We start from the raw sequence: 25,072 nt of genomic DNA on the forward strand, positions 1-25,072 counted from the left end.
ACTATCACCTAAATACTGATTTTATCAAGGCGTTTACCGCCCCAAACTGCATTAACTACCGTACGAGTACCAACAATTGCGGTAAACATCGAGGTGATAATACCGATTGATAAGGTCACCGCGAAGCCTTTGATTGGGCCTGTACCGACAGCAAATAGAATGAAGGCGGCAATTAAGGTGGTGATGTTAGCATCTAAAATAGTTGAGAATGCTGCGTCATAACCTTGGTGGATAGATTGCTGTACTGATTTACCGCTGCGTAACTCTTCACGAATACGTTCGAAAATAAGTACGTTGGCATCAACCGCCATACCTACGGTTAATACGATACCGGCCATACCCGGTAGTGTTAACGTCGCCCCTGGGATCATCGACATTACACCAACAATCATGATCAAGTTGGCACCTAGCGCAAGGTTTGCAACTACACCAAAAGCTCGGTAGTAAATCATCATAAAGATAAACACTAACGCGAAGCCGCCAATAATCGCTTGGAAGCCTAGTTTGATGTTTTCAGCACCCAGTGATGGACCAACGGTGCGCTCTTCAACAATTTGAATTGGCGCAATCAAAGCACCTGCACGTAACAATAACGCTAAGTTATGCGCTTCTTGCTGGCTACCAGCACCAGTAATACGGAAGTTTTTACCAAGGCGCGCTTGAATAGTTGCGACTGAGATCACTTCTTCCACTTTCTCGAAGATGGTATTGCCGTCGGCATCTTTGCGATCGGTACCTTTGTACTCAATAAACACTGTTGCCATTGGCTTGCCGATATTATCTTTGGTCGCGTTCGAGAACTTGCTACCACCTGGTGAATCAAGGGTAATATTTACTTGCGGACGGCTGTATTCATCAAAGCCAGAGCCTGCGTCAACAATATGGTCACCTGTTAGCATGATACGCTTTTTCAGTAGTACTGGCGTACCGTTGCGCTCATATAGCAATTGCGAGCTCGCTGGCACTCGGCCATCTAAGGCATTACCAATATCGTTATCGGTATCCACCATTCTGAATTCAATGGTTGCCGTCGCATTTAAGATTTCTTTTGCTTTTGCCGTATCTTGAACACCCGGCAATTCAATCACGATATGCTTTTGGCCTTGACGCTGTACTAGCGGCTCAGCAACACCTAATTCGTTAACACGGTTACGAATAATGGTAATGTTTTGCTGCAAGGCATATTCGCGAATTTCTTTTTGCTTTTGCTCTGTCATCACTGCTTTTAAAGTCAGTGAGTCTTCGTCCATCGTAAATAGCAAATCGCGATTCTGCTTGCTTAGGTAGTCTTCCGCTTTTTCCAAATCTTCAGGGTTGCGAAAAACAACTTTAATCGCATCGCCGTCAAGCTTGACACTGCGGTAACGAATTTTTTCGCCGCGTAGCTCAGAGCGGAAATCACCCACTAAGCCCGTTTGTGCTTTATTAACGGCTTCTTTCATGTTCACTTCCATTAGGAAGCTAACACCACCACTTAAGTCCAAACCTAACTTCATTGGTGAACCACCAATCGCCGCTAGCCAATCAGGTGTTGCTGGTGTTAGGTTTAACGCCACTGAGTAGTCACGGCCATAAGTGTCGTGTAACAAATCACGCGCTTTAATTTGGTTTTCAGTATCGCGAAAACGCGCTAGCACTTGGCCTTTTTCAAGGGCGATGCTCATCGCTTCAATATTGTTTTCGCTTAATTGAGATTTAATTTGGTCTAACGTTGAAGCATCCACTTCAACACCGCGTAGGCCTGAAACCTGAACCGCGGGATCTTCACCGTAGAGGTTAGGTGAAGCGTATAACATACCAATGGCGATAACGAACATCACCATCAGCGTTTTCCATAGAGGGGTTTTATTTAACACAATAATTCCACTAGTTTATTGTTTCGCTATTGTTAGCGTTACGCTTTTGCTTAGCTGAGCGCTCTTGCTAGGTTTACCTGACATAGCTGCTCAGCTACTTGGGTTAAAAAACGTTGGGCTAAAGAACGCAAAAAGCCTCGATTAGAGGCTTTTCATTGTTCCTTTTGGCAGTACCGCACTAATTGATGCTTTTTGTACTGTCACATCAGTACCTTCAGCAATAGCGATTACCACAAAGTCTTTCTCGTCAGACACTTTAGTGATTTTGCCCACTAAACCGCCTTGGGTCAGTACTTCGTCACCTTTAGATAGTGCCGACATTAAGGTTTTGTGCTCTTTTACGCGCTTTGCTTGTGGGCGATAAATCATAAAATAAAACACTAAACCAAACACGGCCAGCATGATTAACATTTCCATACCACCACCTTGCGGTTGTGCTTGGGCGAAAATAGTACCTAAAGATAGACTCATAATTTCCTCTACTTCTTTTAATATTTATAAATTGAATTCTTAGCGCTTTATTAACGCTAATAAAGCGCTAGATTTTGCTGCTGTGCAAAATAATTAAACTTGCTCACTACCTTCCGCTAATGGCGGTACAGGTAAGCCTCGGCGGGCATAGAAATCGGCAACAAAGTCATCCAATGTACCTGCCTCAATCGCATCACGCAAACCTTTCATTACACGCTGGTAAAAACGCAGGTTGTGAATGGTATTTAACTGCGAACCCAAAATTTCATTACACTTGTCTAAATGATGCAAATAAGCTTTTGAGTAATTTTTACAGGTGTAGCAATCACACTCTGGATCTAGTGGGCCAGTATCGGTTTTGTTTTTCGCGTTGCGAATTTTCACGACACCATCACTCACAAATAAGTGGCCGTTACGGGCATTACGGGTTGGCATTACACAGTCAAACATATCAATGCCGCGGCGCACACCTTCCACTAAATCTTCTGGCTTGCCTACTCCCATCAGATATCGGGGTTTATTTTCCGGGATCAAGGGGGTGGTGTGATCTAAAATGCGGATCATATCTTCTTTCGGCTCACCAACTGATAAACCGCCGATCGCATAGCCGTCGAAGTCAATCGCCTTTAGGCCGTCAACAGAAACTTCACGTAAATCTTCATACATGCCACCTTGAACAATGCCGAATAACGCATTTGGGTTACCTTGGTGTGCATCTTTACTGCGCTGTGCCCAACGAAGTGAAAGCTCCATTGAGTCTTTCGCTTCTTGGTGCGTGGCAGGGTATGGCGTACATTCATCGAAAATCATCACGATGTCTGAGCCTAGCGCACGTTGAACTTCCATTGAACGCTCTGGCGTTAGCATAATTTTCTCACCGTTTACTGGTGAAGAGAATTTTACCCCTTCTTCAGTGATCTTACGCATCTTGCCTAGGCTGAATACTTGGAAGCCGCCTGAATCGGTTAAAATCGGCTTGTCCCAGTTAATAAAATCGTGTAAGTCACCGTGCTGTTCGATGATGTCTGTGCCTGGACGTAGCATTAAGTGAAAGGTATTGCCGAGAATGATTTCTGCGCCAATCTCTTTGATTTCTTCGGTTTTCATCCCTTTAACCGTACCGTAGGTGCCCACAGGCATAAACGCTGGCGTTTCCACCGTACCACGTTCAAAGGTCAAACGGCCACGGCGTGCTTTACCGTCTTTATTAATTAATTCGTATTTCATTGTATTCTCCGCCCACTAGTAAAACAGACCAGCGGCTTCAGTTTAGGGGTTAAGTTAAACGTGTTTAACTAGTAAATCTTTTCTAAAAAAAGAGTTAACGGCTTTGGCGCGTTAAAAACATCGCATCGCCGTATGAGAAAAAGCGGTACTTTTCCTCTACTGCGTGTTGATAAGCACGCATCATATTGTCGTAACCCGCAAAGGCGCTGACTAGCATTAACAAGGTTGATTCCGACAAGTGGAAGTTAGTAATTAGCGCATCAACCACTTTGAAGTTAAAACCTGGGGTAATAAAAATATCTGTGTCTTGATAAAACGGAGCAATTAATTTGCCTTGCTCATCTGCCGCTTTCGCAGCACTTTCGAGTGAGCGCATCGAGGTGGTACCAACGGCAACAACACGGCCACCATTGGCTTTCGTTTGTTCGATTTTCGCCACGACGTCTTCCGAGACTTCGACGTATTCAGCGTGCATGACATGATCAGCAATTTCTTCAACTTTTACCGGTTGGAAAGTCCCCGCGCCAACGTGCAAGGTAACAAAAGCGAGCTCTACACCTTTGGCTTGAATTTTTGCCAGTAAGCCATCGTCAAAATGCAACCCTGCGGTTGGCGCAGCAACAGCGCCAGGTTTTTCATTATAAACGGTTTGATAACGTTCGCGATCTGAGTCTTCGTCTGGGCGATCGATATAAGGTGGCAATGGCATATGACCAATGCGTTCGAGAATATCTAAGACCTTTTCTTCGCCTTCAAATGCCAATTCAAACAGTGCGTCATGGCGAGCAACCATAGTTGCCGACACAGACTCTTCCAAAATAATTTCGGTGCCAGGTTTTGGCGATTTGCTACAGCGGATATGAGCTAACACTCGGTGTTCATCTAAAACCCGTTCAACCAACACTTCGAGCTTGCCGCCAGAGGCTTTCTTACCAAACATGCGGGCAGGTATTACGCGGGTGTTGTTGAAAATGAGTAAGTCACCGTCGTTCAGCTGATCTAAGACATCAACAAAGGTGCCATCGGTGATGTCGCCACTATTGCCTTCAACCGTCATTAAACGACTGGCAGTACGATCTTGTTTTGGGTAACGAGCAATTAACTCTTCAGGTAAATCAAAAGCAAAATCAGAAACACGCATATACACCGCCAGCCAGCAACAAAAAAACCGCGTAAGTCTAGTGCCGAGGCGGCGTAAATTCAAGCAATATTGATAGATTCAATAGCGACTATTGGCAAAAAAAACGCAAGCACTAAATAGATTCATCGGTTATGCTCAACTGAGCAGTTTTTTCGGCTAAGCCGTTAAGTAAATCAGGATGTTTATATGAATAACTTAGCTATCGCCGTGGCCAAAACCATTATTAACGGTTTTGAGCGCCATATGTACCTATTTGGTGAAATCACTCGTTCAGCGAAAGAGCGTTTTGAGCAAGCACAGTGGCATGAAGTGCAAGAAGCTTCGCGTCAACGAACCGATTTTTATGATCTACGTATCAAAGAAACCTTAGCCACCATACGTCAAGACTTTGCCATTTCAGAATTAGACGAAGAGCTATGGCAAGCAATTAAGCAAGAATACGTCGAACAGCTGCTCTATCATGACAAGTCCGATTTAGCAGAAAGCTTTTACAATTCCATTTTTTGTCATCTGTTTGAGCGCAAGTACTACCACAACGGTTTTATTTTTGTTGAATCTTCTCAAGAATGTTTAGACAACCTGCGTCAAAAGCAAATCTACACACGCTATGAACCCAATGAGCAAGGCTTAGAAAAAACCATTGAGACAATCATGGAAAAAGCGGGCTTTACCCTGCCGTTTCGTGATTTAGCTGGTGATATTGATATCGTAATTAGTCGCTTTTCACGCGAAGCAGACAAAACTCGTTACCCAATCGATCAGATGAAGTTTGATATTCTTGATCAAGTTTTTTATCGCAATAAAGGCGCTTACATTATTGGTCGCGTGGTTTCACCGGGCGGTGAAACGCCTTTTATTGTGGCGCTGCTTAACGACGAACAAGGCCATATTTACGTTGATACTCTGCTAACTAATAAAGAAGACATGGCGGTCGTATTCGGTTTCGCTCGTGCCTACTTCTTTGTTGATTGTCCTTATTTGCTGCCGATGATTAACTTTTTAAAAGAGTTGATGCCAAGTAAAACCAAGGCTGAACTTTATTCTGCGGTTGGCTACCACAAACAGGGTAAAACGCAATTTTATCGCGACTTCCTGCACCACTTAGCGCAAAGCGACGATAAGCTTGAACTTGCGCCAGGGATCAAAGGTATGGTGATGTCAGTATTCACCCTCCCGTCATACCCTTATGTGTTTAAGATCATTAAAGACAAGTTTGCGCCAAGCAAACAAATGACGAAAAAAGATGTGAAGTCTAAATATCGTCTGGTGAAACTGCACGACAGAGTTGGTCGAATGGCCGATACCATGGAGTATTCCGAAGTTGCCTTTCCCAAAGACAGGTTCTCTGATGAGTTATTAGCAGAGCTAGAACAAGTTGCGCCATCGATTATTCGCTACGAAGACGATCTGGTGGTTATCGAGCACATGTATATTGAACGCAGAATGACGCCGCTTAATCTCTACCTTGCTAAAGCAAGTGACGAGGAAATTAGTGATGCTATGTTGGGTTATGGTACAGCCATCAAGCAACTGATTGCTGCCGATATTTTCCCTGGCGACATGCTCTTGAAAAACTTTGGCGTAACTCGCCATGGCCGCGTTATTTTCTATGACTACGATGAAATCACTTACATGGACGAAGTGAATTTTAGAGTGAAGCCTGAACCTAAAACCGAAGAGCAAATTTATGCTTCAGAGCCTTGGTATACAGTAGACCCTGGCGATATGTTCCCAGAAGAGTTAGCGACGTTTGCACTAGCTAACCCGAAGTATCGCAAAGCGTTTTTACAACATCACCCAGAGCTATTAGACGCCAGTTATTGGCAGCAAGCACAACAAAATGTTGCTGCGGGTATTGTCGAAGATGTATTTCCATACCCAGATGAAGTCAGGTTTTATCACTCAAAACCGACCTCCCATCACAATTAGCTTTTAGCTTTTTATGTGAATTAATAGGCTTTGAATATGAGCAAAGATTTCAAAGCCTATTCACTTTTGAATATAGGGTTTAAAACCAGAGCTTAAAAGACCGAAAAATGTAATACACAGCGGTGAAGGATAGCCGTTGAAGGGCGAGTTGATGGGTGAGTTGATCGGCGAATAGAAAGGTTAATTTATACATCAATCCAAACGCTAACAGCCAAATTAGCAATTGCTACTTTAGGTAACATAGTCGGATAACATACTTGGAATAAGAAGGAATTTAGCATGAGAAAATCACTATTAGTTATTGCGCTGTTGTCTTTCTACTCAGCGTCTAGTTACGCTTCAAATGAAATAACATCTTGCTTGAGTACCAAGTGTCGCAGTTACTTTAATGACTTCGATGTATATGCTAGTAGTGGCCACAAAGAAGCTATCGCCACCTTAGCTGACATGTATTACAACGGTTATGGTACGAAAAAGAATTTGCGCCGCGCAGTTAAATACTACAAAAAAGCTGCATTTAAAGGTGTACCAAGTGCTCAATACAAAATGGGGCTCATCTATTTATCCAACGACCACTACCAAAACCCTGAAAAAGCGCTTACCTACATAGAGCAAGCCGCACAAAGCAAGCACCCAGGCGCAATGCATACCCTAGGGCTGATTTATTTACACAATCAAAACTTACCGCAAGCAGATTACTGGTTGGCACAAGCCTACCGACACGGTGATAGCAGTATGCAAAGCCTAGTTGAACAACTAAAAAGTGCTCAACCAGCAATACTGGCGCAACTACCTCAACTAAATGAAGAAGCAGCTGAAAATTGGCTTGTGTGGCAACAAACTGACAAAAACAAGCAAGCATCTGTACAAGAGTATTTAGACACACAGCTAAACATCTTCAAAGAGCGCAGCCGAAGAACGGTTGATTGGCCGAGTAATTGGGCTTCAACGCCCTAAGAAACTAACCGGCAAAGATAACTTGTTGAATGACCTAGATTCTACTCATCTAGCTCAAAATACTTATAACCTGTATCTCGAATATTTATACCAATTTGATTAATTATTTAGTCTCTCAGAATGACATAAGCAGTATTAGAACAAACGAAATTTATGACGATATAGTTGTTCTACATCAAGTGAATTGTGTGCAGTTATCATGCTGCTTATGCATTCCTAAAGGCGAGTTTTAAAGGCTCATATACTGCGTTATGCCGTTTGCTTTTCGTTCAATAGAAGAGAGAATAACCATTCTCTGCACGCCAAGCCTTGTCTATGAGCCTTTAAATTCTCGCTGAGTGATCAAATAATTATTCAAGTTGGTATTAGTTGCCCCCTGTCAGCAGAAAGGGTTTGTTTACTTATCAAGCCCTTTCTGCTGAAAATACCAGCAAACAATTAAAAACCGCTATTTTTTTACAATTTTCGCTTTTTAAGGGGTTTACCTTTAACTTTGGTTGGGTATAATGCAACGCCTCTGCAGGGGTATAGTTCCAATTGGTAGAACAGCGGTCTCCAAAACCGACGGTTGGGAGTTCGAATCTCTCTACCCCTGCCACTTTTTCTCTCTCTTTACTTTCAGTTAGTTCCTAACATATAGTCTGCTCAACAAACTCGTTAATCATTCTTTATCACAAGTGATAATTGTATTTGCCTATTATGATCCAGCAAGCAGCATTCGATAAATTGACCGCCATGGGCATTGACTTGTATCAACTACGAGATCAACAAAACTCTGCTCCTTCGGCAGACTATTTAGCCATTGATGTCAAAGCAACGGCAAACCATCGCTTTTATTTAGATATTTTGACTGCGCTGTCACTGAATCAAACTGAAGTCAGTATTAAAGAAGACAAAATAGATTTGGGCTTGCTTCAGTGGCAATTCCATCAAGCGGAAACAATTGAACTGACCAAGCAGCATTTAGTGACACCAAGTTTAGAAGTGCTTGCTCAGCAACCTCAACTGAAACAGCAACTTTGGCTGCTACTTGCCAATTAAAATGACAAATTCAAGTACTAACAACCTTACCTACACCACAATTACATTAGCTGATGTAACTGCCCTAATGCCTATTGAAAATGCTTGCCACACTCACCCGTGGACAGAAAAACTATTTCAGTCTTGTGTAGGTGGCCGCTATTTTGGTGAATATGCGCAAACTATTGACGCAAGTGGCAACAGCAAAATTATCGGCTTTTATATTGGTGAATACATTTTAGGTGAAGCCACGTTAATGAATATTTGCGTAAACCCCATTGAGCAAGGTCAGGGCTTCGGTAATGCGCTACTAACACAGTTTATTGCGCAAGCGAAAAGCCTTGGTGGCGAGCAACTTTGGCTAGATGTTAGAACCAGCAATACGCCAGCAATCATGCTTTACATCAATCATGGCTTTACCGAAATTAGCCGCCGCACTGGTTACTACCCAACGGCAACAGGCTATGAAGACTCTATTGTGATGGGGAAAAAGCTGGCAAGCTAACTTACACGGTTTACGAACCAGCTTTTCAATTCTTCGCTAATTACTCACCGTTATTTGCTCGGTCAAATTCGCGAAATTAAAAGTAGAATTATCATCAATCATAAAATCCAACTGTACTAAATTATTATTTGAACCACTAGTCGATGTTTCATATTGCCATTGTGCTAACGCTGTTTTTGCCACTTTATTAAATACATTTTCAGGGATAGCTTTAACAACACTGATATTGCTGACACTGCCGCTTGGCGTAATATCAAACTTAAGTACCACCGAACCTTCAACGCTATCGCGTGCCGCTTGAATCGGATATTTGGGCTCAATGCGCACTGTCGGCTTGATGTGATCAGCCAAGTTACTCATTTTCTTGCTCGACTTATGCGTATCACTTGTTGAGTAGCCATCACCAGCATAGCTAATTGCCGACATTACACTTAATGCCCCCACCAACACCGCAGTACTTACTAGCTTGGATTGTTGATAACCTTGTTTAATCATATTAATGCGTTCAAACATCACGTTTTTATCTCCATATTCTTTAAAGGATAATTGAGCAAAGCCAAGTGGTGGAGATGCTTGTGCCGCCACCAGCAAGGCTTTGCTGTAGTTAATCCTGCAAGTCGTGTGTTTGCGCGCCAACACGGTTTGATCACAGGAAATTTCCTGATCACGGCGAAAGCGCGAATACGCTAGCCATGCCAGAGGGTGAAACCACATTAAAGCCACTACCAGCAGCCCAATGGTGTTCCATACCATGTCATTTCGATCGAAATGGCAAAGTTCATGCTCAAGAATCAGCTGTTGCTGCTCTTTCGAATACAACTGCTCAAAATGCTTGGGAATCAAAAGTTTCGGTTTAACTATCCCGACTAGCGCGGGGCTATAGTTCTGCTGTGTTCGGTAAACTTTTAATGCGCTGTTTGCTAGCACTTCGTACTGCAATAGTTCATTGGTAACAGGCTGCCAGTTAGCGTACGCTTTGATCAGTTTTAGGTGCTGAAAACTCCAAAAGCCCAGCAAGCTGAGTACACCAGCAAGCCAAATAGTAAGCAAAGGCAGCTCAACACCGGCACTTGAAGGCTGAGCGTTGTATACCGCCAAGTAACGCTGAACACTTTGCCCTTCGTTAACGACAGCAAACCAGTTTGGTAATTCAACAAAAGGGACAATCAAACTTGCGGGTAACAGCAGCCAAGTAGCGTACCCCATTTGAGGGCTGTAAAAGCTGGATAAATAACGCCTTGTCAGCAGTAGCACTGCAGCAACTAAGGTAAATGGGATGATTACCTCGCCAAGCCAGCTAATCATTTTCTTGCTCCCAATCACTGATCAACTGCTTCAACGACTCGATGTCTTCTTTTTCCAAATTGTTGTGCTTGGCAAAACCAGCAACCAAAGGTGAAACTCGGCCACTAAACAAACGCTTTATTAACGACTGACTAGCGTGTTGTTGATAACTGGCTTGCTCTAAAATCGGATAGTACAAGTAGCGGCGTTTATCTTTCTCGAAACCAACGGCACCTTTTTTTACCAGCCGATTAAGCAAGGTTTTCACGGTTTTTTCATGCCAAGGGCGCTCTTGGTTAAGCTGCTCGATTATATCGCCAGCAGACAGTGGGTGTTGCCCCCAAAGTACCGTTAATACTTCGGCTTCAGCATTGCTAATATCAATCATAATAATTTCCTAACTTGCGGCCTCGCCTGCCCAATCTGATTGGCACTCAACCTGCCTAACTGCGCTGACCATAAACAAACTGACAGCCCGCTAAATTTGCGTAATCTTCTACTGGTGTTAATGTCGTCACGTTCAATTCGCTTATCTGATCATTTCGTGATTCTTGCTGTGCTTCAAAATACAGCCAACGACCACCCGCGTCGGGGCGCATCTCAATAAATGGGTATGCTCGCATTCGCCATTGACCGCTGGTGCCATAGCTATAATTTTCATTTTTAACTTCTTCGCTAAAAGTATACCGACCATTTATATTTAAATTGAGCGTAAGAGAAGAGTGGCATTGATCGCTTTCACCATGTTGTAAATCTTGGCTCTTGTCGAATTCAATACGGTACAGATTCGCCATATCTCTCATTGAAGTTCCAGCATGCGGGTTAACCCCATTCGGCACCAGAAATACGCCAATGGAATTCTTTTGAAACCAGTGATTACCTTCTTTTAAAGCTGAAGTCCGAGTTACTTGCCAATCAAGGTTGGATAACTCGCTTGCTAACAAATGAACAATCGCTGGGTCTGAGATAAAAGGAGAGTAAATAATGGTGGTATCGTTAATCGACTCAGGAAACCGATGTTGGTTAACAGAAATGTTAAACGCTTTGCCTTCTAGACTACTTTGCAACTGCTCAATAACATTGGTTTGTTGCTCCTCGGTTAAGTAGCGACCGTACAAATGCACGGTAGGTGTGCTACAACCGGCTGTCACCATAGCAAGTACACCCAGTACCATCTGTTTTGCACTTGTTTTTCGTGTTTTCATGCAACTTCCCATTTGGAATCAAAATTGAGCTTGCTCGTTTAACCTGCAGAACAAAATTGATTAATTTTATTAAGCTTTAACCTCATTGATTACACATGTAATCTAAAATAACAATTACACATGTAATCTTAATGTGCAAGTTTATTTATTAGCCATCACGCATAAAAACCAAGACAACCAATTTGCTAATTAGCAGGTGACAATATCTGCCATTGTGTGAATATAATTAGAGCAACTACTCATATTCATCATTTCTTATGGCGCTTAAAGCAACAATATTTAAAGTTCAGTTATCCATCTCTGATATGGATAGAAACTACTACGGTGAGCACGACCTCACCATTGCTCGTCACCCTTCTGAAAATAACGAAAGAATGATGCTGCGCATCTTGGCGTTTATTTTTAATGCCAACGAGTCATTGGCATTTACCAAAGGGTTAAGCGATGTTGATGTGCCTGATTTATGGCAAAAAAACTTACACGATGAAATTGAGCATTGGATAGAGCTTGGCCAGCCATCAGCAACACGTATCAAAAAAGGCTGTAATCAAGCCAAGCAAATGATCATTTACAGTTATGCCGATGGCCCGTTTAACCAGTGGTGGCAAAAAGAAGAGAACCAACTTCGCTTAAAAAGCAATTTAACCGTAACCACCATAGCGCCTGAGTTAGCCGAACAATTAGCTAATGTAGTTGATCGCCAAATGCATCTGCAATGTACTCTTTCTGAAGGCCAACTTTGGTTGACCATTACTAGTCAAAAAGATGGTGAGGAAACTATTGAAGTGACACCGCAAACCCTATCAAGGAATTAGCATTTTATGCATATAGATACCCTACTCGCGCAAGCAACAAACTCATCGACACTCACCATTCCCGCTAGCTGGGGGCAAGGGCGTACCGTATTTGGTGGTATTTCAGCGGCAGTGCTTTATCAGGCAATCAAATCGAAAGTCGCTAACAACCGGCCAATGCGCTCGTTTAACTGCAACTTTGTCGGGCCTTTGGCGGTAGATGAGCCGTTTGAGCTACAAGTTGAGATCCTGCGCGAAGGTAAAAATGCCACACAAGCTTTCGGTAAAGTCATTCAGCAAGATAAAGTCGCGGTGATTTGCCAAGTGTGTTTTGCGGTTGATCGCCAATCAAAAATCGCGGTTGAAAATACCGAGCGACACGAATTACCGCCAGCGAAAAAAGCACAGTTTATTCCACCGATCCCGAAAGTTGTGCCTAAGTTTTTAAAACACCTAGACCTCAACCTAGTGGAAGGTAAGTTCCCATTTATGGGCAGTAAAAAGAACCATATCAAAGGCTGGATTCGCTTTAGCAAAGCGCCAGATGCGATTACTGATGCTCACTTGATCGCGTTGATCGATGGCTACCCTTGCCCAGTGTTGCAAACCTTAAAATGGCCAGCACCAGCGAGCAGCATGAACTGGAATATTGAGTTTTTGCACCCGCATGATGAAATTAAGCCAACTGACTGGCTCGCCTATTCATCCTTCCCACGCCAAGCTGCCGATGGCTATTGTCATATGGAATCTGATATTTGGGACGCCAATGGCAAGCTGATTGCTATCAGTCGTCAAGTAGTAGGGGTTTTTGACTAACGTATTTTTATAGATGAATGCTTGATTCGTTGATTCGTTGATTCGACAGGGGTGATTTATAGTCAATAAGTGCGAGTAGTAACAATAAATGACAAATAATTTTTGCTGCTCTTATCGACACTTCTCGCTATAATACTGCGCTTTTAATTTTCACCCTTATCGTTACAGGAATCAGGCATGTCTGTACAACAGCAAGAAGTCGGCAAGCGCCGCACGTTTGCTATCATCTCTCACCCGGATGCGGGTAAAACCACGATCACCGAAAAAGTATTATTATTCGGTCAAGCTTTGCAAACAGCCGGTACGGTAAAGGGGAAAAAATCTGGTCAGCACGCTAAGTCTGACTGGATGGAAATGGAAAAAGACCGTGGTATCTCGATCACTACCTCGGTAATGCAATTTCCATACGCTGACTGCCTCGTTAACCTGCTCGACACCCCAGGTCACGAAGACTTCTCGGAAGATACCTATCGTACGCTAACAGCGGTAGACTCTTGTTTAATGGTTATCGACACCGCTAAAGGTGTTGAGGACAGAACCATTAAATTAATGGAAGTTACCCGTTTGCGTGACACGCCAATCATTACGTTTATGAACAAAATGGACCGCGATACCCGTGATCCAATGGAAGTCATGGACGAAGTGGAAGACGTATTGAAAATTAAATGTGCGCCAATCACTTGGCCTATTGGCATGGGTAAAGAGTTTAAAGGTGTATACAACATCTTAACCGATGAAACCATCCTTTACGCCACAGGCCAAGGTCACACGATTCAAGAAAAACGCGTGATTAAAGGCTTAGACAACCCAGAGCTTGACGCTGAAATTGGTGCTTTCGCGGAAGACTTACGTGAAGAATTAGAATTAGTCGTCGGTGCATCGCACGAATTCAACCTTGAAGAGTTCCTAAGAGGTGAATTAACACCCGTATACTTTGGTACTGCGCTTGGTAACTTTGGTGTTGACCATATGCTTGATGGCTTAACGACATGGGCACCTACACCGCAGCCACGCTCAACAGACAAACGCGATGTAGAAGCCATCGAGGAAAAATTCTCGGGTTTCGTCTTTAAGATTCAAGCAAATATGGATCCGAAGCACCGTGACCGTATCGCCTTTATGCGTATCGTTTCAGGTAAATACAGCAAAGGCATGAAGATGCGCCAAGTGCGTATTGGTAAAGACGTGAAAATTGCCGATGCGGTAACCTTTATGGCGGGCGATCGCGCTAACGTTGAAGAAGCCTTTGCTGGTGACATTATTGGTTTGCACAACCACGGTAGTATCCAAATTGGTGATACCTTTACCAATGGCGAAGAAATGAAGTTCAGCGGTATTCCTAACTTCGCGCCAGAAATGTTCCGTCGTATTCGCCTGCGCGATCCACTTAAAGCTAAGCAACTGCAAAAAGGTCTGATCCAGTTATCAGAAGAAGGTGCAGTACAGGTATTTAGACCGTTAGATAACAACGATATGATTGTTGGCGCGGTTGGTGTGCTGCAATTTGAAGTAGTTGTTCAGCGCTTAAAAACCGAATACAACGTAGATGCGATTTACGAGCCAATAAGTGTTGCCACCGCGCGCTGGTGTACTTGTGATGATGAGCGCACGCTTGATCAGTTCCGCAAGAAAGCATCAGACAACTTGGCGCTTGATGGCGGCGATAACTTAACCTATATCGCACCAACCATGGTTAACCTGAATTTGGCACAAGAGCGTCATCCAGATATTGTTTTCCATAAAACGCGCGAACACTAAAATTTCGTTATAGAAGTGTTTTAGTCGTCATTTTTTCTTGTCACCTAGTTTAACTATGCTCTCTCATGAAAAATTTGACGGCTATGCTAAAACGTCCCCTACGATGAAATTGGCAATTAAATAATCTTATATTAATTATGCATCGCTCTATCAAGTGACATAGTTAATAATTATCTGAATATTAATTCTGCGTGAGTTACTTCTTTATCACGGTGAAAATGCCCAAATTCAACTTAATTCGGGCTGGAATGAATGAAAGAGATAATTAAATAGTCTTATATTAATTATGCGTCGCTCTATTCAGTGGCATAGTTAATAATAATCTGAATATTAATTCGGCGTGAGTTATTTCTTTAACACGGCGAAAATGCCCAAATTCAACTTAATTCGGGCAAGAATGAATGAAAGAGATAATAAAATGAATATTAAAGCGTTATTAAGTGAAATTGTTCTAAAAGCCATGGTAGCAGCAGGCTTACCAGCAGATACCAACCCAGCCGTTAGTCAATCAACCAAACCGCAATTTGGTGATTACCAAGCCAATGGCGTGATGGGCGCGGCGAAAAAGCTTAAAACCAACCCACGCGAATTAGCGACAAAAGTGGTTGAACATTTAACACCAGCGCTAGCAGATATTGCAGACAATATCGAACTTGCAGGCCCAGGTTTTATTAATATTCATTTAAACAACACTTGGCTTGCTAGCCAATTAGCAGCCAGCGCCGCTGATACTAACTTAGGTGTTAGCCAGCGTGCAGAGCCACAAACTGTTGTGGTTGACTATTCAGCGCCTAACCTAGCGAAAGAAATGCACGTTGGTCACTTACGTTCAACCATTATTGGTGATGCCGTGGTACGCGCCCTAGAATTCCGTGGTGATAAAGTTATTCGCCAAAACCATATGGGTGACTGGGGTACACAGTTTGGAATGTTACTCGCTCACCTTAGCGATAAACTAGCCGCCGATGAAGTCGCTGAAACTGCCCTATCTGACTTAGAAGCTTTCTACCGTGAAGCCAAAGTGCGCTTTGACGACGAAGAAGGCTTTGCTGATCGCGCCCGTGAATACGTAGTAAAACTGCAAGGTGGTGACGCGGAATGCGACAAGCTATGGCAACAGTTTATTGATATCTCTATCGCCCACAGTGAAGAGATTTACGAAAAGCTCAACGTTACCCTAACCCGTAACGATATTATGGGTGAAAGCGCCTACAACCCAGACTTACCAAAAGTTATCGATGAATTAATGGCACAAGAAATTGCCGTTGAAGACCAAGGCGCGAAAGTGGTATTTATCGACGAAATGGCGAACAAAGACGGCGAGCCTTCGGTATTTATCGTACAAAAATCTGGTGGCGGCTACTTATACGCAACGACAGACTTATCAGCTTGTCGTTACCGCAGTGGTGAGTTAAACGCTGATCGCATCATTATTTTTACCGATGCGCGCCAAGCCTTGCACTTTAAGCAAGTGGAAATCGTTGCTCGTAAAGCCGGTTTCTTACCTGAGCAAGTGGCTTACGATCACTGCCCATTCGGCATGATGATGGGTGATGACGGCAAGCCGTTTAAAACCCGTACTGGCGGCACGATTAAGCTAGCAGAGCTACTTGACGAAGCGGTTACGCGTGCAACTGACTTAATCAAAGAGAAAAACCCTGAAATCAGCGCTGAGCAGCTTGAAGAAGTGGCGCGTAAAGTGGGTATTGGCGCAGTGAAATTCGCTGATTTATCGAAAAACCGCACTAGCGACTACATCTTTAACTGGAAAACCATGCTGAGCTTTGAAGGGGCGACAGCACCATACTTACAGTACGCTTACTCGCGTATTCAAAGTATTTTCCGCAAAGCTGGCGTTGACGCGGCAAGCTTAACAGAGCAAGCAACAATTGAAGCACCACAAGAAAAAGCGCTAGCCCTTAAGCTACTTCAGTTGGAAGAAGTACTAGATTCAGTGATTGCTGACTGTACCCCTAACCTACTTTGTAACTACTTATACGAGTTAGCGAGCTTGTACATGAGCTTCTACGAAGCTTGCCCAATCCTAAAAGAAGGTATTAGCGAAGAAACTAAGACATCACGCTTAGCGATTTGTGCAAGTGTCGCAACCACACTTGCCAAGGGCTTAGATATCTTAGGTATCGATGTGATGGAGCGTATGTAATACGCTCCCCTGTGACAGGGATGCAGCTTGAATAGGATGTTATTTTTAGGGAGTAAGGAAGAGGTGAAGTTGTAATGAAGCTTTTACTTATCGGGGCTAATAGCGCCGATCAAGCAACGTTAAATAAAATTTTTAGTCGCGGTAATCATACTTTAAGCCAGGTTGCCAATGCTGAACAGGCACTTGAGCTGCTTGCCGCTAGCCGTTACGACGTCGTTGTAGTTAACGAGCAATTGGCGGGTATGGCGGTAGACGCGTGCCTAAAAGCACTTATTCAAGCGGCTCCTCATGCCCTTAAAATTGTCGTTACCCACGATGACAACAGTGATTTTGATTTAGCGCACGAGCAGATTCGTTCACCGATTCACGCTGCAGACCTTGTCACCTTGCTTGAGGCTATGGTGCCGCAGCACAAAGTTATCACCAAAAAACATATTGTTGATGCCGTTGCTAAGGTCAAAACCCTTCCAAGCCCACCTAAGGTTTATATGCAGCTTAATCAGCTGCTAAAACAAAGCACTACTGACTCAGCAAAGATTGCCGAAATTATTAGTCGCGACCCAGCACTCGTCGCTAAAGTACTACAATTCGTCAATAGCTCTGCGATGGCGAAGGGCAAGCAAATTACGAACATCGGTGATGCCATCACTAAAATGGGGGTTGATACCCTGTGCTGTATTGTGATGACGGCAGAAATGTTTTCCTACCAACCCAATATTCCTGACTTCTCAATCGAGCAAGAACAACAGCACTGTTTAGCAACCGCGCGAATGGCGGCATCAATCGTTAAAGCGCAGTTAAAACAACAAGCATTACTGACCGGTTTGCTGCATGGCATTGGCAAATTAGTGCTCTATGAAGTTGACGAAAAGCAAACCAAAAAGTTTATGGCGGAGCGCTTAAATGGCAGCGATAACATTGGCTTAGAGCAAAAGTTATTTAATACTGATCATGCCCAAGTGGGCGGCTACTTATTGCATTTATGGGGCTTTCCTTATGCCATTGTCGAAGCTTTGGTATTGCAATATCAACCGGAAAAACTGCTCAACAAACCTTTCGGCACCGCTCACGCGGTTTACCTAGCGAATACCTTGCTCAAAGAGCGCGAGTTATCACCGCTTTTTATTGAGAAATTTAAGCTTGAGCCCATGTTAGAAAAACTAGTGGCACGTGCAGAAAAAATTCGCAATTTTTAGCTCGCTCACAAACATCTGATGAACAAAAAAGGTTAGCTTCATGCTAACCTTTTTTATATGTAAACCGTATACCAACAATAACTGAGAAACACTTGCTAAGCTTTACTGACAGCCATTGCCACCTAGATTTTGACGAACTCAGCCAGTCGTTAAATGATGTGCTAACAACTTGTGAAGCACAGCAAATAAAGCGCATTATTGTGCCTAGTATTGGCCCACAAAACTGGCAACAAGTGCTATCGCTGCCAGCCCAAGCAACAAACTCAGTTGAACTCTATCCTTGCTTGGGCATTCACCCTTGGTTTCTCGATGGTTTAGCCGATGATGCCATTGAGCAACTCGACAAACTAATAGCGGAGCACAAAGCTTCGCTGATTGCACTCGGAGAAATGGGCATTGATGGGACAATAGCTAAAGACAGCAAAGCACCAACGCAGCATCTTAACCAGCAAATCACTATCTTTGAGCAACAACTTGAGCTAGCCAAGCTGCATCAACTGCCCGTAATCGTTCACCACCGGCGGTCCCACCCCGAAGTTGTGCGCAGCCTCAAAGCGGCTAAGCTAAGTCATGGCGGTATAATTCACGCGTTCTCAGGCAGCTACCAGCAAGCAAAACAATATCTAGACTTAGGTTTTTTATTGGGTATTAGCGGCACGATCACTTACCCCAGAGCAGCCAAAACCATTAACACCGTTAAAAAGTTACCGATTGAATCACTGGTATTGGAAACAGATGCACCGGCAATGCCACTAGCGGGTTTTCAGGGACAAGCAAACCACCCCAAACATGTTGTCGATGTTTTTGAGACGCTAGCTAGTTTACGTAGTGAAGACAAAGATATGTTAAGCGAGCAGATTGAAGCGAATATAAACCGCTTGTTTAACTTGTGACTTTAATACCTTCGCTATTAGTGACGCTTGCTTTTAAGCAGTGAAGTTGGCGACCTAAAACGACTTAATCCGCGTGCCAACAAAAAGCCAATCAAACCAGCAACGAGTAGCATGTAACGCATAATTTCTTGATGTTCAGTATTAGCCTGTTGCAAGCTTTGTTGCCACGCTTGTTTGCTGATAGTAAAGCGTAAATAGCCTTGCAGTTTTTCATCCCTAAGTTCGACCACAAGCGGAGACACGTCGGAATATTGCGATACTTCTGGCGTATTGATGCCAAATAATTCATGAATGCTCTGCTCTTTACCACCAACGCCGACAGTTTGCCCAGTTTGATCATACAAGGTCACTCCTGAAATAAACTCAGGCAACGCGAGCTTTGCTAAGTATTCATTCGTCGCGGCTTTTTTACCTTGCTTTAATAACACCAACATCGCTTGTGCTGCTTGGTTAATATAATCATCAGCGAACGCTTGCTGTTGGCTAGAAATCAACTGAGCTTGGTCGTTATAACGAGTTATCAGCATATTGAGCAGCACAACAATCAAGACTATCGCAATCGCTAATTGCAGAATTTTGTTATAAATCGATGATATTTTGGGGTATAAAGGCAATTCTGTTTGCATCGTAGCCATTAACCAAGTGAACAATATTTATACCATATAGCATGTATGCATCTGTTTAAATACTGAATTTAGGACTCTTTCGTGATTACCAGCAATTTTCAATCTGATGTCAGTGTCAGCGACCAACCGCTTGCACAAGCCTTTCAAACTGTATTAGCTCAAGCGCCCGTGTGCCTTTCAACAACCCCGAGCGGTTTTCAATTTAGCGAGTATCAGGCACAAAATACAAACATTGAGCTTGTGGTTTTTAGCTCGATTAGTGTCAGCTTACTTGCTCGTATCGAACAGCAATGCCAACTATCGTTGACCGCATTAACCGCGTTCAATCAACGAAATCAACTGGAAAGTGTCCGTTTTGCAATTGAATGTGAAAACATTACATTGGCGCGCGAGCAGTTAGTAGCATTGACCCAAAGCGAGAATTTTGAAGCTGCCATTGTCACTGACGCACCACGCTTAGACGAACCAGGTTTACTAGTGATGGACATGGATTCCACTACCATTGAAATTGAATGTATTGACGAAATTGCTAAGTTAGCAGGCGTTGGTGAAAAAGTTGCTGAGGTAACAGAACTAGCAATGCAAGGTAAGCTAGATTTCTCACAAAGCTTACATCAACGCGTTGCCACTCTTGAGGATGCGCCAGAGTCAATTCTTGCAGCAGTCGCAAATAACTTGCCGTTAATGGCTGGGCTTGTCACATTAGTTGAGGCATTAAAAACGCACAATTGGCGTGTTGCCATTGCCTCTGGCGGCTTTACCTATTTTGCTGACCATCTAAAAGAAACATTAGGCTTAGATGCCGCCTATGCGAATACGCTAGAGATTGTTGATGAGAAACTAACAGGCAAGGTGCTTGGCAATGTGGTTGACGCTCAAAAGAAAGCAGACGTGCTTGTTGAACTCGCCGAGCAATATGGCATTAAGGCAACACAAACAGTTGCCATGGGCGATGGTGCTAATGATCTTGTGATGATGGGAGCCGCTCACTTAGGTGTCGCCTATAAAGCAAAACCTTTAGTTCTAGCGAAAGCCGACTCAAGCATTAGCCATAGTGGGCTTGATTGTATGCTTCATTGGTTAAAATAACCCACTTTTTTTCCTGTCGAAGAAAAAGGCAACACTATAAAAAGACAACATAAGAAAAAGCCAGCATATTGCGAAATATGCTGGCTTTTTTGATTTGATAACTGGTGAATGTTTTTAATTTAGCAGTTTATGGCGATTAATCACTTCTTGAGTGATATCGAAACACTGCATTACGCCAGCAACGCTCCAAATTTCTTGCTCTAATTGCTTGCCGCGATGAATTGCATAAGAACCAATATAGCTTAACTCTGGATTCAAGTGCTCCATATCCGGCTCAGCGGTGCGAGACAATTTAATTTGCACACAATAAAACTCACCGCTTTTTTGCGCCTTGTCGATAAACATCTTTTTCAATTTAGTGGAACTTAGTTCACTGGCTAACTTGGTTGTCACTGCCTGATCAATCGCGTCAGCATTCCGCTTAATTGAAATAAACAAGGTTTCCTCTGCTGGGGCATCAGCTTGTTGGAGTTTTTTCAACGTGAGGTTAACCAAATTAGCCGCTTCTGGATGATGTAATAATGGGTAAAGATTGAGGTGCTTAGGCCGATCACTTAAACCTTTCATGCTCATTAAAAACGGTTTTTCATTATTACCGCCTGCCAACGTTTCAACCTTGTAGCGACTGCCACTTGATTGCACAAAGAAGCTCGGCACGCTCGTACTTTTCGCATAGATTGTACGTAATGCTTTGGCAAGCCCCGGCGTCATATCGGCGTATTCTTCTTTGGTCAGCTTGGCTTTGTTTTTTTCAATCAATACTTTAAAGAAAGCTCTGCCAATATGCTGATGACGCTCAACATGGACACGCAAATTCAGCACATTTTTCTTTTTATTGATGCGCATGACTTCATAAGGCAGCGACTTTAATTCAAAGGTTGACGTAATTTTTTGTAGATTCGGGAAGGCAATCTTAACAATTTCACCTTTGCTTAATACTGCCGACTTATCTAAGTGCACTTTAAGACCTGATACCGAAAAGTCCTGTGAAGTGCCTGTCCACATAACACCTTCCGCTTCAACCTCGACAGGAGTTTTATAGACAAATCTAGGCTCTTGTCGTTGGTTTCGATAGTTAACGCCAATTTCATCCATTGCCGGTGCGTTAACCAAACGCTTGTGGCCAAATGCTTTTAATTTACTGGTGACAATATCGTCGTAACTAAACTGCTGGTAATCACTGCGTATTTGCTTTGTAGTAACGTCAGTTGCGACGACAATATATGACAAGCCCGAAAGAATACTTTGCACTTCTTCCGAAATTGGCATGTCTAGGTAGGCATCTTTTTTGGTCAAGGTGTTTGCAAGCGTTAATGGCGCATTTGCTTTTGCTTTATCAACCGCAACAATCGAGAGCATAGTAACAGCAAATGTCGATTTCGACGCAGCAAAGCCTAAAAAGTGCTTAGCAAATGGCTCATCTTGAGCAAGTTGCTTCTCATCCGCGGTATAAAAATAAGAACGGCCTTGGCTTTGATGAACAAAGCTGTACACCAGTAAGGAATGTCCAGTCTTTTCAGCGCGTAGCATACGCTCAACGCGATCCGAATCAATCAAGTTATATAGCGTGCTTTGTTTCGCTTCATTCTGCCAGTACTGATAAACCGCTTGGTTGTTATTACAGGTTAGTGCGTAACGCGGTACAAACTTACCTTCTTTAGCTGCCACAAATACTGGTAACTCATTGATTTTCGGCAAGGCAAACTGTTCTAAGCTGCGAGACTTTAGCGCGGCAATGGTATTGTCTAAATTAATTTTATAACGGCGTTTATTGCCTTGAATAAAACCTTTGAGAAACTGCTTAAAGCCATCTTTTTCTTTGTCGAGAATACGTGACGCACCAATCAGTTGAACTTGATTTTCAACACTGATGTTTTCTACTTGATACTCAAAGTTTGACTGACTACCAAATTGGAACTCCTGCGTTAGGCCAGTAAATTCAAGCTTAATAACATCGCCAACCGATATTTTTTGCATGGCCGCAAAGCGCAGCTTAACACCTGAAATACTCAAGTCTGAGCTAGTCGCTTCTATTAGTTCACCATTAGCAAGCGTTACTCCAACGGCAATCGCGAAATTCATACGCTCTTCTTGGCGATTATAAAAATCCCCAAAAGGTACAAATTTAGCTGGGTAATAAAGTTTTTCTTGAACTTTTGGTGCGCCGCTTGGCGCTGCTGCTGGCAGGCTGCCCGATTTTTCACGTTGATAAATAACGCGGAAATTGTTTTCAGTATTATTTACCGCCTCGTAAACACCGAAGGTGTAACCGCCATAAGCGCTGACATTATCTTTGTATACTCGAATCGCTAAGTCATCGAGATAATGCGTGCGCTCTTCATCTTCAAAGGCTTTACATTCACCATCGACATGACCACGCAAGTCAATCAAACGAGTACAAGGTTGTGCCAAACGTTTAATTTCCATTTTTAGTAGGAAACGTTCGGTTTTCGCAATATTTTTCGTCGCGTCTAGAAAGATGGCCTCAAAGTCTGATTGCTTTACTTGGCCTCTAAAACGCTCAATGATTTTTGCATATTGAGAAAAATTCTTGGTCATCTAATCTCTATTTTCTTTACAATGGCGCTAATTGCGAATTACGACACAAGCCAGTATATATAAGACTTAGCCGATAATAGCCAGTTAAGACAGTGTTAAGCGCCAATTTTTAAACACAATTTAATTAAAATCAATATCTAACGCATCGAGCTAGCAATATCTGTGCCCCAAAAGGATAATCATGGCAAAAAATAAAACTTCGTATGTCTGCACTGAATGCGGTGCCGATTTTTCTCGTTGGCTCGGCCAATGCCCAGAATGTAAGGCTTGGAACACTATTTCAGAGTTTCGTCAACCCAAGGCAAGTGGCCGAGGCGGAAGCTTTTCAGGCTTCGCTGGCAGCGTCGCGTCGCAAGTACAAACATTAGATAGTATCGACTTAACAGATCTACCACGTTTTTCATCGGGATTCCTTGAGTTCGATCGTGTTTTAGGTGGTGGTATCGTACCAGGCAGTGCCATTTTAATTGGTGGTGAGCCCGGCGCTGGCAAAAGTACATTATTGCTACAGACCATGTGTCACCTAGCGAGCCAAATGCCAACCCTGTACATCACAGGTGAGGAATCCTTGCAGCAAGTCGCCATGCGGGCCAAACGTTTAGGGCTAGCCACCGATCAGTTGAAGTTATTATCAGAAACTAGCGTTGAAAATATTTGCCATATTGCCGAGCGTGAGCAGCCAAAAATCATGGTTATTGATTCCATCCAGGTAATGCATATGGCCGATATTCAATCGGCACCTGGAAGTGTTTCGCAAGTGCGTGAAAGCGCCGCATTTTTAACTCGCTTTGCTAAACAACACCACGTTGCCATGATTTTAGTTGGCCATGTCACCAAAGACGGCTCGTTAGCTGGCCCTAAAGTACTTGAGCACTGTATTGACTGCTCCATTATGCTCGAAGGCTCAACCGATTCGCGATATCGCACCTTGCGTGGCCATAAAAACCGTTTTGGCGCGGTTAACGAGCTCGGTGTCTTTGGCATGACAGGTACTGGGCTTAAAGAAGTCAAAAATCCGTCTGCGATCTTTCTAAACCGCGGTGAAGAGCAAACACCAGGCAGTATTGTGATGGTTTTGTGGGAAGGCACTCGACCGCTACTGGTTGAAATTCAAGCCTTAGTCGATCACTCCGCGCTCGGTAACCCAAGGCGTGTTGCGGTTGGCGCTGAGCAAAACCGACTTGCCATGCTACTGGCGATTTTACATCGCCACGGCGGCTTGCAAATGAATGACCAAGACGTATTCGTTAACGTGGTTGGTGGCGTTAAGGTGTCTGAAACTAGTATCGATTTGGCCTTACTTTTAGCGTTAGTTTCTAGCTTTCGCGATCGCGCCCTGCCGCAAGATTTAGTGGTATTTGGTGAAGTTGGTTTGTCAGGTGAAATTCGCCCTGTGCCCAGTGGTCAAGAGCGTATCAATGAAGCCGCTAAGCACGGTTTTAAACGAGCAATTGTACCTTATAACAATATGCCAAAAACTAAGATTGATGGCATGAAGGTTATCGGCGTTAAAAAGCTGAGCGAAGCTTTGGAGGCGATTTAGCCTTAGCCGGTGAATTTTGCTAGTATGCGACAACACAAA

General features: G+C 43.4%; 21 protein-coding genes and 1 tRNA gene. 13 read left to right on the top strand and 9 right to left on the bottom strand.

All coding sequences use genetic code 11. The features are described 5' to 3' along the window. Window positions 1-8 precede the first annotated feature (8 nt). The 4 genes from secD to queA form a co-directional block, all read right to left on the bottom strand. Window positions 9-1,856, bottom strand: coding sequence for a protein translocase subunit SecD (secD, locus tag ACSLUR_RS07125; RefSeq protein ID WP_116001365.1), 1,848 nt, complete (start codon window positions 1,854-1,856; stop codon window positions 9-11). Between the two features lie 141 nt (window positions 1,857-1,997). Next, window positions 1,998-2,327, bottom strand: coding sequence for a preprotein translocase subunit YajC (gene yajC, locus ACSLUR_RS07130; RefSeq protein ID WP_116001367.1), 330 nt, complete (start codon window positions 2,325-2,327; stop codon window positions 1,998-2,000). Between the two features lie 93 nt (window positions 2,328-2,420). Beyond that, the gene (tgt, locus tag ACSLUR_RS07135) at window positions 2,421-3,554 is read right to left on the bottom strand and encodes a tRNA guanosine(34) transglycosylase Tgt (RefSeq protein WP_116001368.1); all 1,134 of its coding nucleotides are present in this window, start codon (window positions 3,552-3,554) and stop codon (window positions 2,421-2,423) included. A gap of 94 nt (window positions 3,555-3,648) precedes the next feature. Continuing rightward, on the bottom strand, window positions 3,649-4,695 hold the full coding sequence (queA, locus tag ACSLUR_RS07140; protein WP_448553142.1) for a tRNA preQ1(34) S-adenosylmethionine ribosyltransferase-isomerase QueA: 1,047 nt from the start codon (window positions 4,693-4,695) through the stop codon (window positions 3,649-3,651). A 186-nt stretch (window positions 4,696-4,881) separates the two neighbouring features. On the opposite strand from queA, the gene aceK reads away from it, so the two are divergent. From aceK to rimI, 5 genes are all read left to right on the top strand, one after another. After that, a complete protein-coding gene (gene aceK, locus ACSLUR_RS07145; RefSeq protein WP_448553144.1) occupies window positions 4,882-6,624 on the top strand; it encodes a bifunctional isocitrate dehydrogenase kinase/phosphatase in 1,743 nt (580 codons plus the stop codon). Between the two features lie 279 nt (window positions 6,625-6,903). Beyond that, the gene (locus ACSLUR_RS07150; protein WP_448553146.1) at window positions 6,904-7,581 is read left to right on the top strand and encodes a tetratricopeptide repeat protein; all 678 of its coding nucleotides are present in this window, start codon (window positions 6,904-6,906) and stop codon (window positions 7,579-7,581) included. A 521-nt stretch (window positions 7,582-8,102) separates the two neighbouring features. Further along, window positions 8,103-8,179: transfer RNA gene (locus tag ACSLUR_RS07155), tRNA-Trp, on the top strand. Between the two features lie 101 nt (window positions 8,180-8,280). Continuing rightward, entirely contained in the window at window positions 8,281-8,622 is a 342-nt protein-coding gene (locus ACSLUR_RS07160) for a hypothetical protein (protein WP_448553148.1), read from the top strand. A gap of 1 nt (window position 8,623) precedes the next feature. Beyond that, window positions 8,624-9,106: a ribosomal protein S18-alanine N-acetyltransferase gene (gene rimI, locus ACSLUR_RS07165; RefSeq protein ID WP_448553150.1), complete on the top strand. Its 483-nt coding sequence runs from the start codon at window positions 8,624-8,626 to the stop codon at window positions 9,104-9,106. Window positions 9,107-9,142: 36 nt separating this feature from the next. Here rimI and ACSLUR_RS07170 read toward each other — a convergent pair whose 3' ends face one another. From ACSLUR_RS07170 to ACSLUR_RS07180, 3 genes are read right to left on the bottom strand one after another with little or no spacing between them, the layout of a single operon-like run. Continuing rightward, entirely contained in the window at window positions 9,143-10,411 is a 1,269-nt protein-coding gene (locus tag ACSLUR_RS07170) for a M56 family metallopeptidase (protein WP_448553152.1), read from the bottom strand. After that, entirely contained in the window at window positions 10,404-10,778 is a 375-nt protein-coding gene (locus ACSLUR_RS07175; protein WP_116001379.1) for a BlaI/MecI/CopY family transcriptional regulator, read from the bottom strand. Before ACSLUR_RS07175 ends, ACSLUR_RS07170 begins: the two co-directional genes overlap by 8 nt. A 55-nt stretch (window positions 10,779-10,833) precedes the next feature. Continuing rightward, window positions 10,834-11,595 (bottom strand): hypothetical protein, encoded by a 762-nt coding sequence (locus ACSLUR_RS07180; protein WP_448553155.1) that lies wholly within the window; start codon window positions 11,593-11,595, stop codon window positions 10,834-10,836. Between the two features lie 257 nt (window positions 11,596-11,852). Here ACSLUR_RS07180 and ACSLUR_RS07185 point away from each other — a divergent pair, with 257 nt between their 5' ends. The 6 genes from ACSLUR_RS07185 (at window position 11,853) to ACSLUR_RS07210 (ending at window position 19,216) form a co-directional block, all read left to right on the top strand. Beyond that, the gene (locus tag ACSLUR_RS07185) at window positions 11,853-12,410 is read left to right on the top strand and encodes a YaeQ family protein (protein WP_448553157.1); all 558 of its coding nucleotides are present in this window, start codon (window positions 11,853-11,855) and stop codon (window positions 12,408-12,410) included. Between the two features lie 6 nt (window positions 12,411-12,416). Continuing rightward, window positions 12,417-13,205 (top strand): acyl-CoA thioesterase, encoded by a 789-nt coding sequence (locus tag ACSLUR_RS07190; protein ID WP_448553159.1) that lies wholly within the window; start codon window positions 12,417-12,419, stop codon window positions 13,203-13,205. 177 nt (window positions 13,206-13,382) lie between these two features. Continuing rightward, window positions 13,383-14,963, top strand: a complete 1,581-nt coding sequence (gene prfC, locus ACSLUR_RS07195; RefSeq protein WP_448553161.1) for a peptide chain release factor 3 — start codon at window positions 13,383-13,385, stop codon at window positions 14,961-14,963. Window positions 14,964-15,381: 418 nt separating this feature from the next. Continuing rightward, window positions 15,382-17,127, top strand: coding sequence for an arginine--tRNA ligase (gene argS, locus ACSLUR_RS07200; protein WP_448553163.1), 1,746 nt, complete (start codon window positions 15,382-15,384; stop codon window positions 17,125-17,127). A gap of 74 nt (window positions 17,128-17,201) precedes the next feature. After that, window positions 17,202-18,323, top strand: a complete 1,122-nt coding sequence (locus ACSLUR_RS07205) for an HDOD domain-containing protein (RefSeq protein ID WP_448553165.1) — start codon at window positions 17,202-17,204, stop codon at window positions 18,321-18,323. Between the two features lie 92 nt (window positions 18,324-18,415). After that, window positions 18,416-19,216 (top strand): TatD family hydrolase, encoded by an 801-nt coding sequence (locus ACSLUR_RS07210; protein ID WP_448553167.1) that lies wholly within the window; start codon window positions 18,416-18,418, stop codon window positions 19,214-19,216. A gap of 17 nt (window positions 19,217-19,233) precedes the next feature. Here the strand turns inward: ACSLUR_RS07210 and ACSLUR_RS07215 are convergent, their stop codons facing one another. Next, window positions 19,234-19,842: an AhpA/YtjB family protein gene (locus ACSLUR_RS07215; protein WP_448553169.1), complete on the bottom strand. Its 609-nt coding sequence runs from the start codon at window positions 19,840-19,842 to the stop codon at window positions 19,234-19,236. An 81-nt stretch (window positions 19,843-19,923) separates the two neighbouring features. Here ACSLUR_RS07215 and serB point away from each other — a divergent pair, with 81 nt between their 5' ends. Continuing rightward, complete coding sequence (serB, locus tag ACSLUR_RS07220) at window positions 19,924-20,931, top strand: phosphoserine phosphatase SerB (RefSeq protein WP_448553171.1); 1,008 nt, start codon at window positions 19,924-19,926, stop codon at window positions 20,929-20,931. Between the two features lie 114 nt (window positions 20,932-21,045). Here serB and ACSLUR_RS07225 read toward each other — a convergent pair whose 3' ends face one another. After that, complete coding sequence (locus tag ACSLUR_RS07225) at window positions 21,046-23,490, bottom strand: PilZ domain-containing protein (RefSeq protein ID WP_448553173.1); 2,445 nt, start codon at window positions 23,488-23,490, stop codon at window positions 21,046-21,048. Between the two features lie 181 nt (window positions 23,491-23,671). On the opposite strand from ACSLUR_RS07225, the gene radA reads away from it, so the two are divergent. Then, entirely contained in the window at window positions 23,672-25,033 is a 1,362-nt protein-coding gene (gene radA, locus ACSLUR_RS07230; RefSeq protein WP_116016994.1) for a DNA repair protein RadA, read from the top strand. Window positions 25,034-25,072: the final 39 nt, after the last annotated feature.

It is taken from the genome of Thalassotalea montiporae, assembly GCF_053485855.1.

Excerpts from the sequence above, each read along its gene's own strand:
- yajC (WP_116001367.1), bottom strand. The coding sequence starts at position 2,327 with ATGAGTCTATCTTTAGGTACTATTTTCGCCCAAGCACAACCGCAAGGT.
- tgt (WP_116001368.1), bottom strand. The coding sequence starts at position 3,554 with ATGAAATACGAATTAATTAATAAAGACGGTAAAGCACGCCGTGGCCGT.
- queA (WP_448553142.1), bottom strand. The coding sequence starts at position 4,695 with ATGCGTGTTTCTGATTTTGCTTTTGATTTACCTGAAGAGTTAATTGCT.
- aceK (WP_448553144.1), top strand. The coding sequence starts at position 4,882 with ATGAATAACTTAGCTATCGCCGTGGCCAAAACCATTATTAACGGTTTT.
- ACSLUR_RS07150 (WP_448553146.1), top strand. The coding sequence starts at position 6,904 with ATGAGAAAATCACTATTAGTTATTGCGCTGTTGTCTTTCTACTCAGCG.
- ACSLUR_RS07160 (WP_448553148.1), top strand. The coding sequence starts at position 8,281 with ATGATCCAGCAAGCAGCATTCGATAAATTGACCGCCATGGGCATTGAC.
- rimI (WP_448553150.1), top strand. The coding sequence starts at position 8,624 with ATGACAAATTCAAGTACTAACAACCTTACCTACACCACAATTACATTA.
- ACSLUR_RS07170 (WP_448553152.1), bottom strand. The coding sequence starts at position 10,411 with ATGATTAGCTGGCTTGGCGAGGTAATCATCCCATTTACCTTAGTTGCT.
- ACSLUR_RS07175 (WP_116001379.1), bottom strand. The coding sequence starts at position 10,778 with ATGATTGATATTAGCAATGCTGAAGCCGAAGTATTAACGGTACTTTGG.
- ACSLUR_RS07180 (WP_448553155.1), bottom strand. The coding sequence starts at position 11,595 with ATGAAAACACGAAAAACAAGTGCAAAACAGATGGTACTGGGTGTACTT.
- ACSLUR_RS07185 (WP_448553157.1), top strand. The coding sequence starts at position 11,853 with ATGGCGCTTAAAGCAACAATATTTAAAGTTCAGTTATCCATCTCTGAT.
- ACSLUR_RS07190 (WP_448553159.1), top strand. The coding sequence starts at position 12,417 with ATGCATATAGATACCCTACTCGCGCAAGCAACAAACTCATCGACACTC.
- prfC (WP_448553161.1), top strand. The coding sequence starts at position 13,383 with ATGTCTGTACAACAGCAAGAAGTCGGCAAGCGCCGCACGTTTGCTATC.
- argS (WP_448553163.1), top strand. The coding sequence starts at position 15,382 with ATGAATATTAAAGCGTTATTAAGTGAAATTGTTCTAAAAGCCATGGTA.
- ACSLUR_RS07205 (WP_448553165.1), top strand. The coding sequence starts at position 17,202 with ATGAAGCTTTTACTTATCGGGGCTAATAGCGCCGATCAAGCAACGTTA.
- ACSLUR_RS07215 (WP_448553169.1), bottom strand. The coding sequence starts at position 19,842 with ATGCAAACAGAATTGCCTTTATACCCCAAAATATCATCGATTTATAAC.
- ACSLUR_RS07225 (WP_448553173.1), bottom strand. The coding sequence starts at position 23,490 with ATGACCAAGAATTTTTCTCAATATGCAAAAATCATTGAGCGTTTTAGA.
- radA (WP_116016994.1), top strand. The coding sequence starts at position 23,672 with ATGGCAAAAAATAAAACTTCGTATGTCTGCACTGAATGCGGTGCCGAT.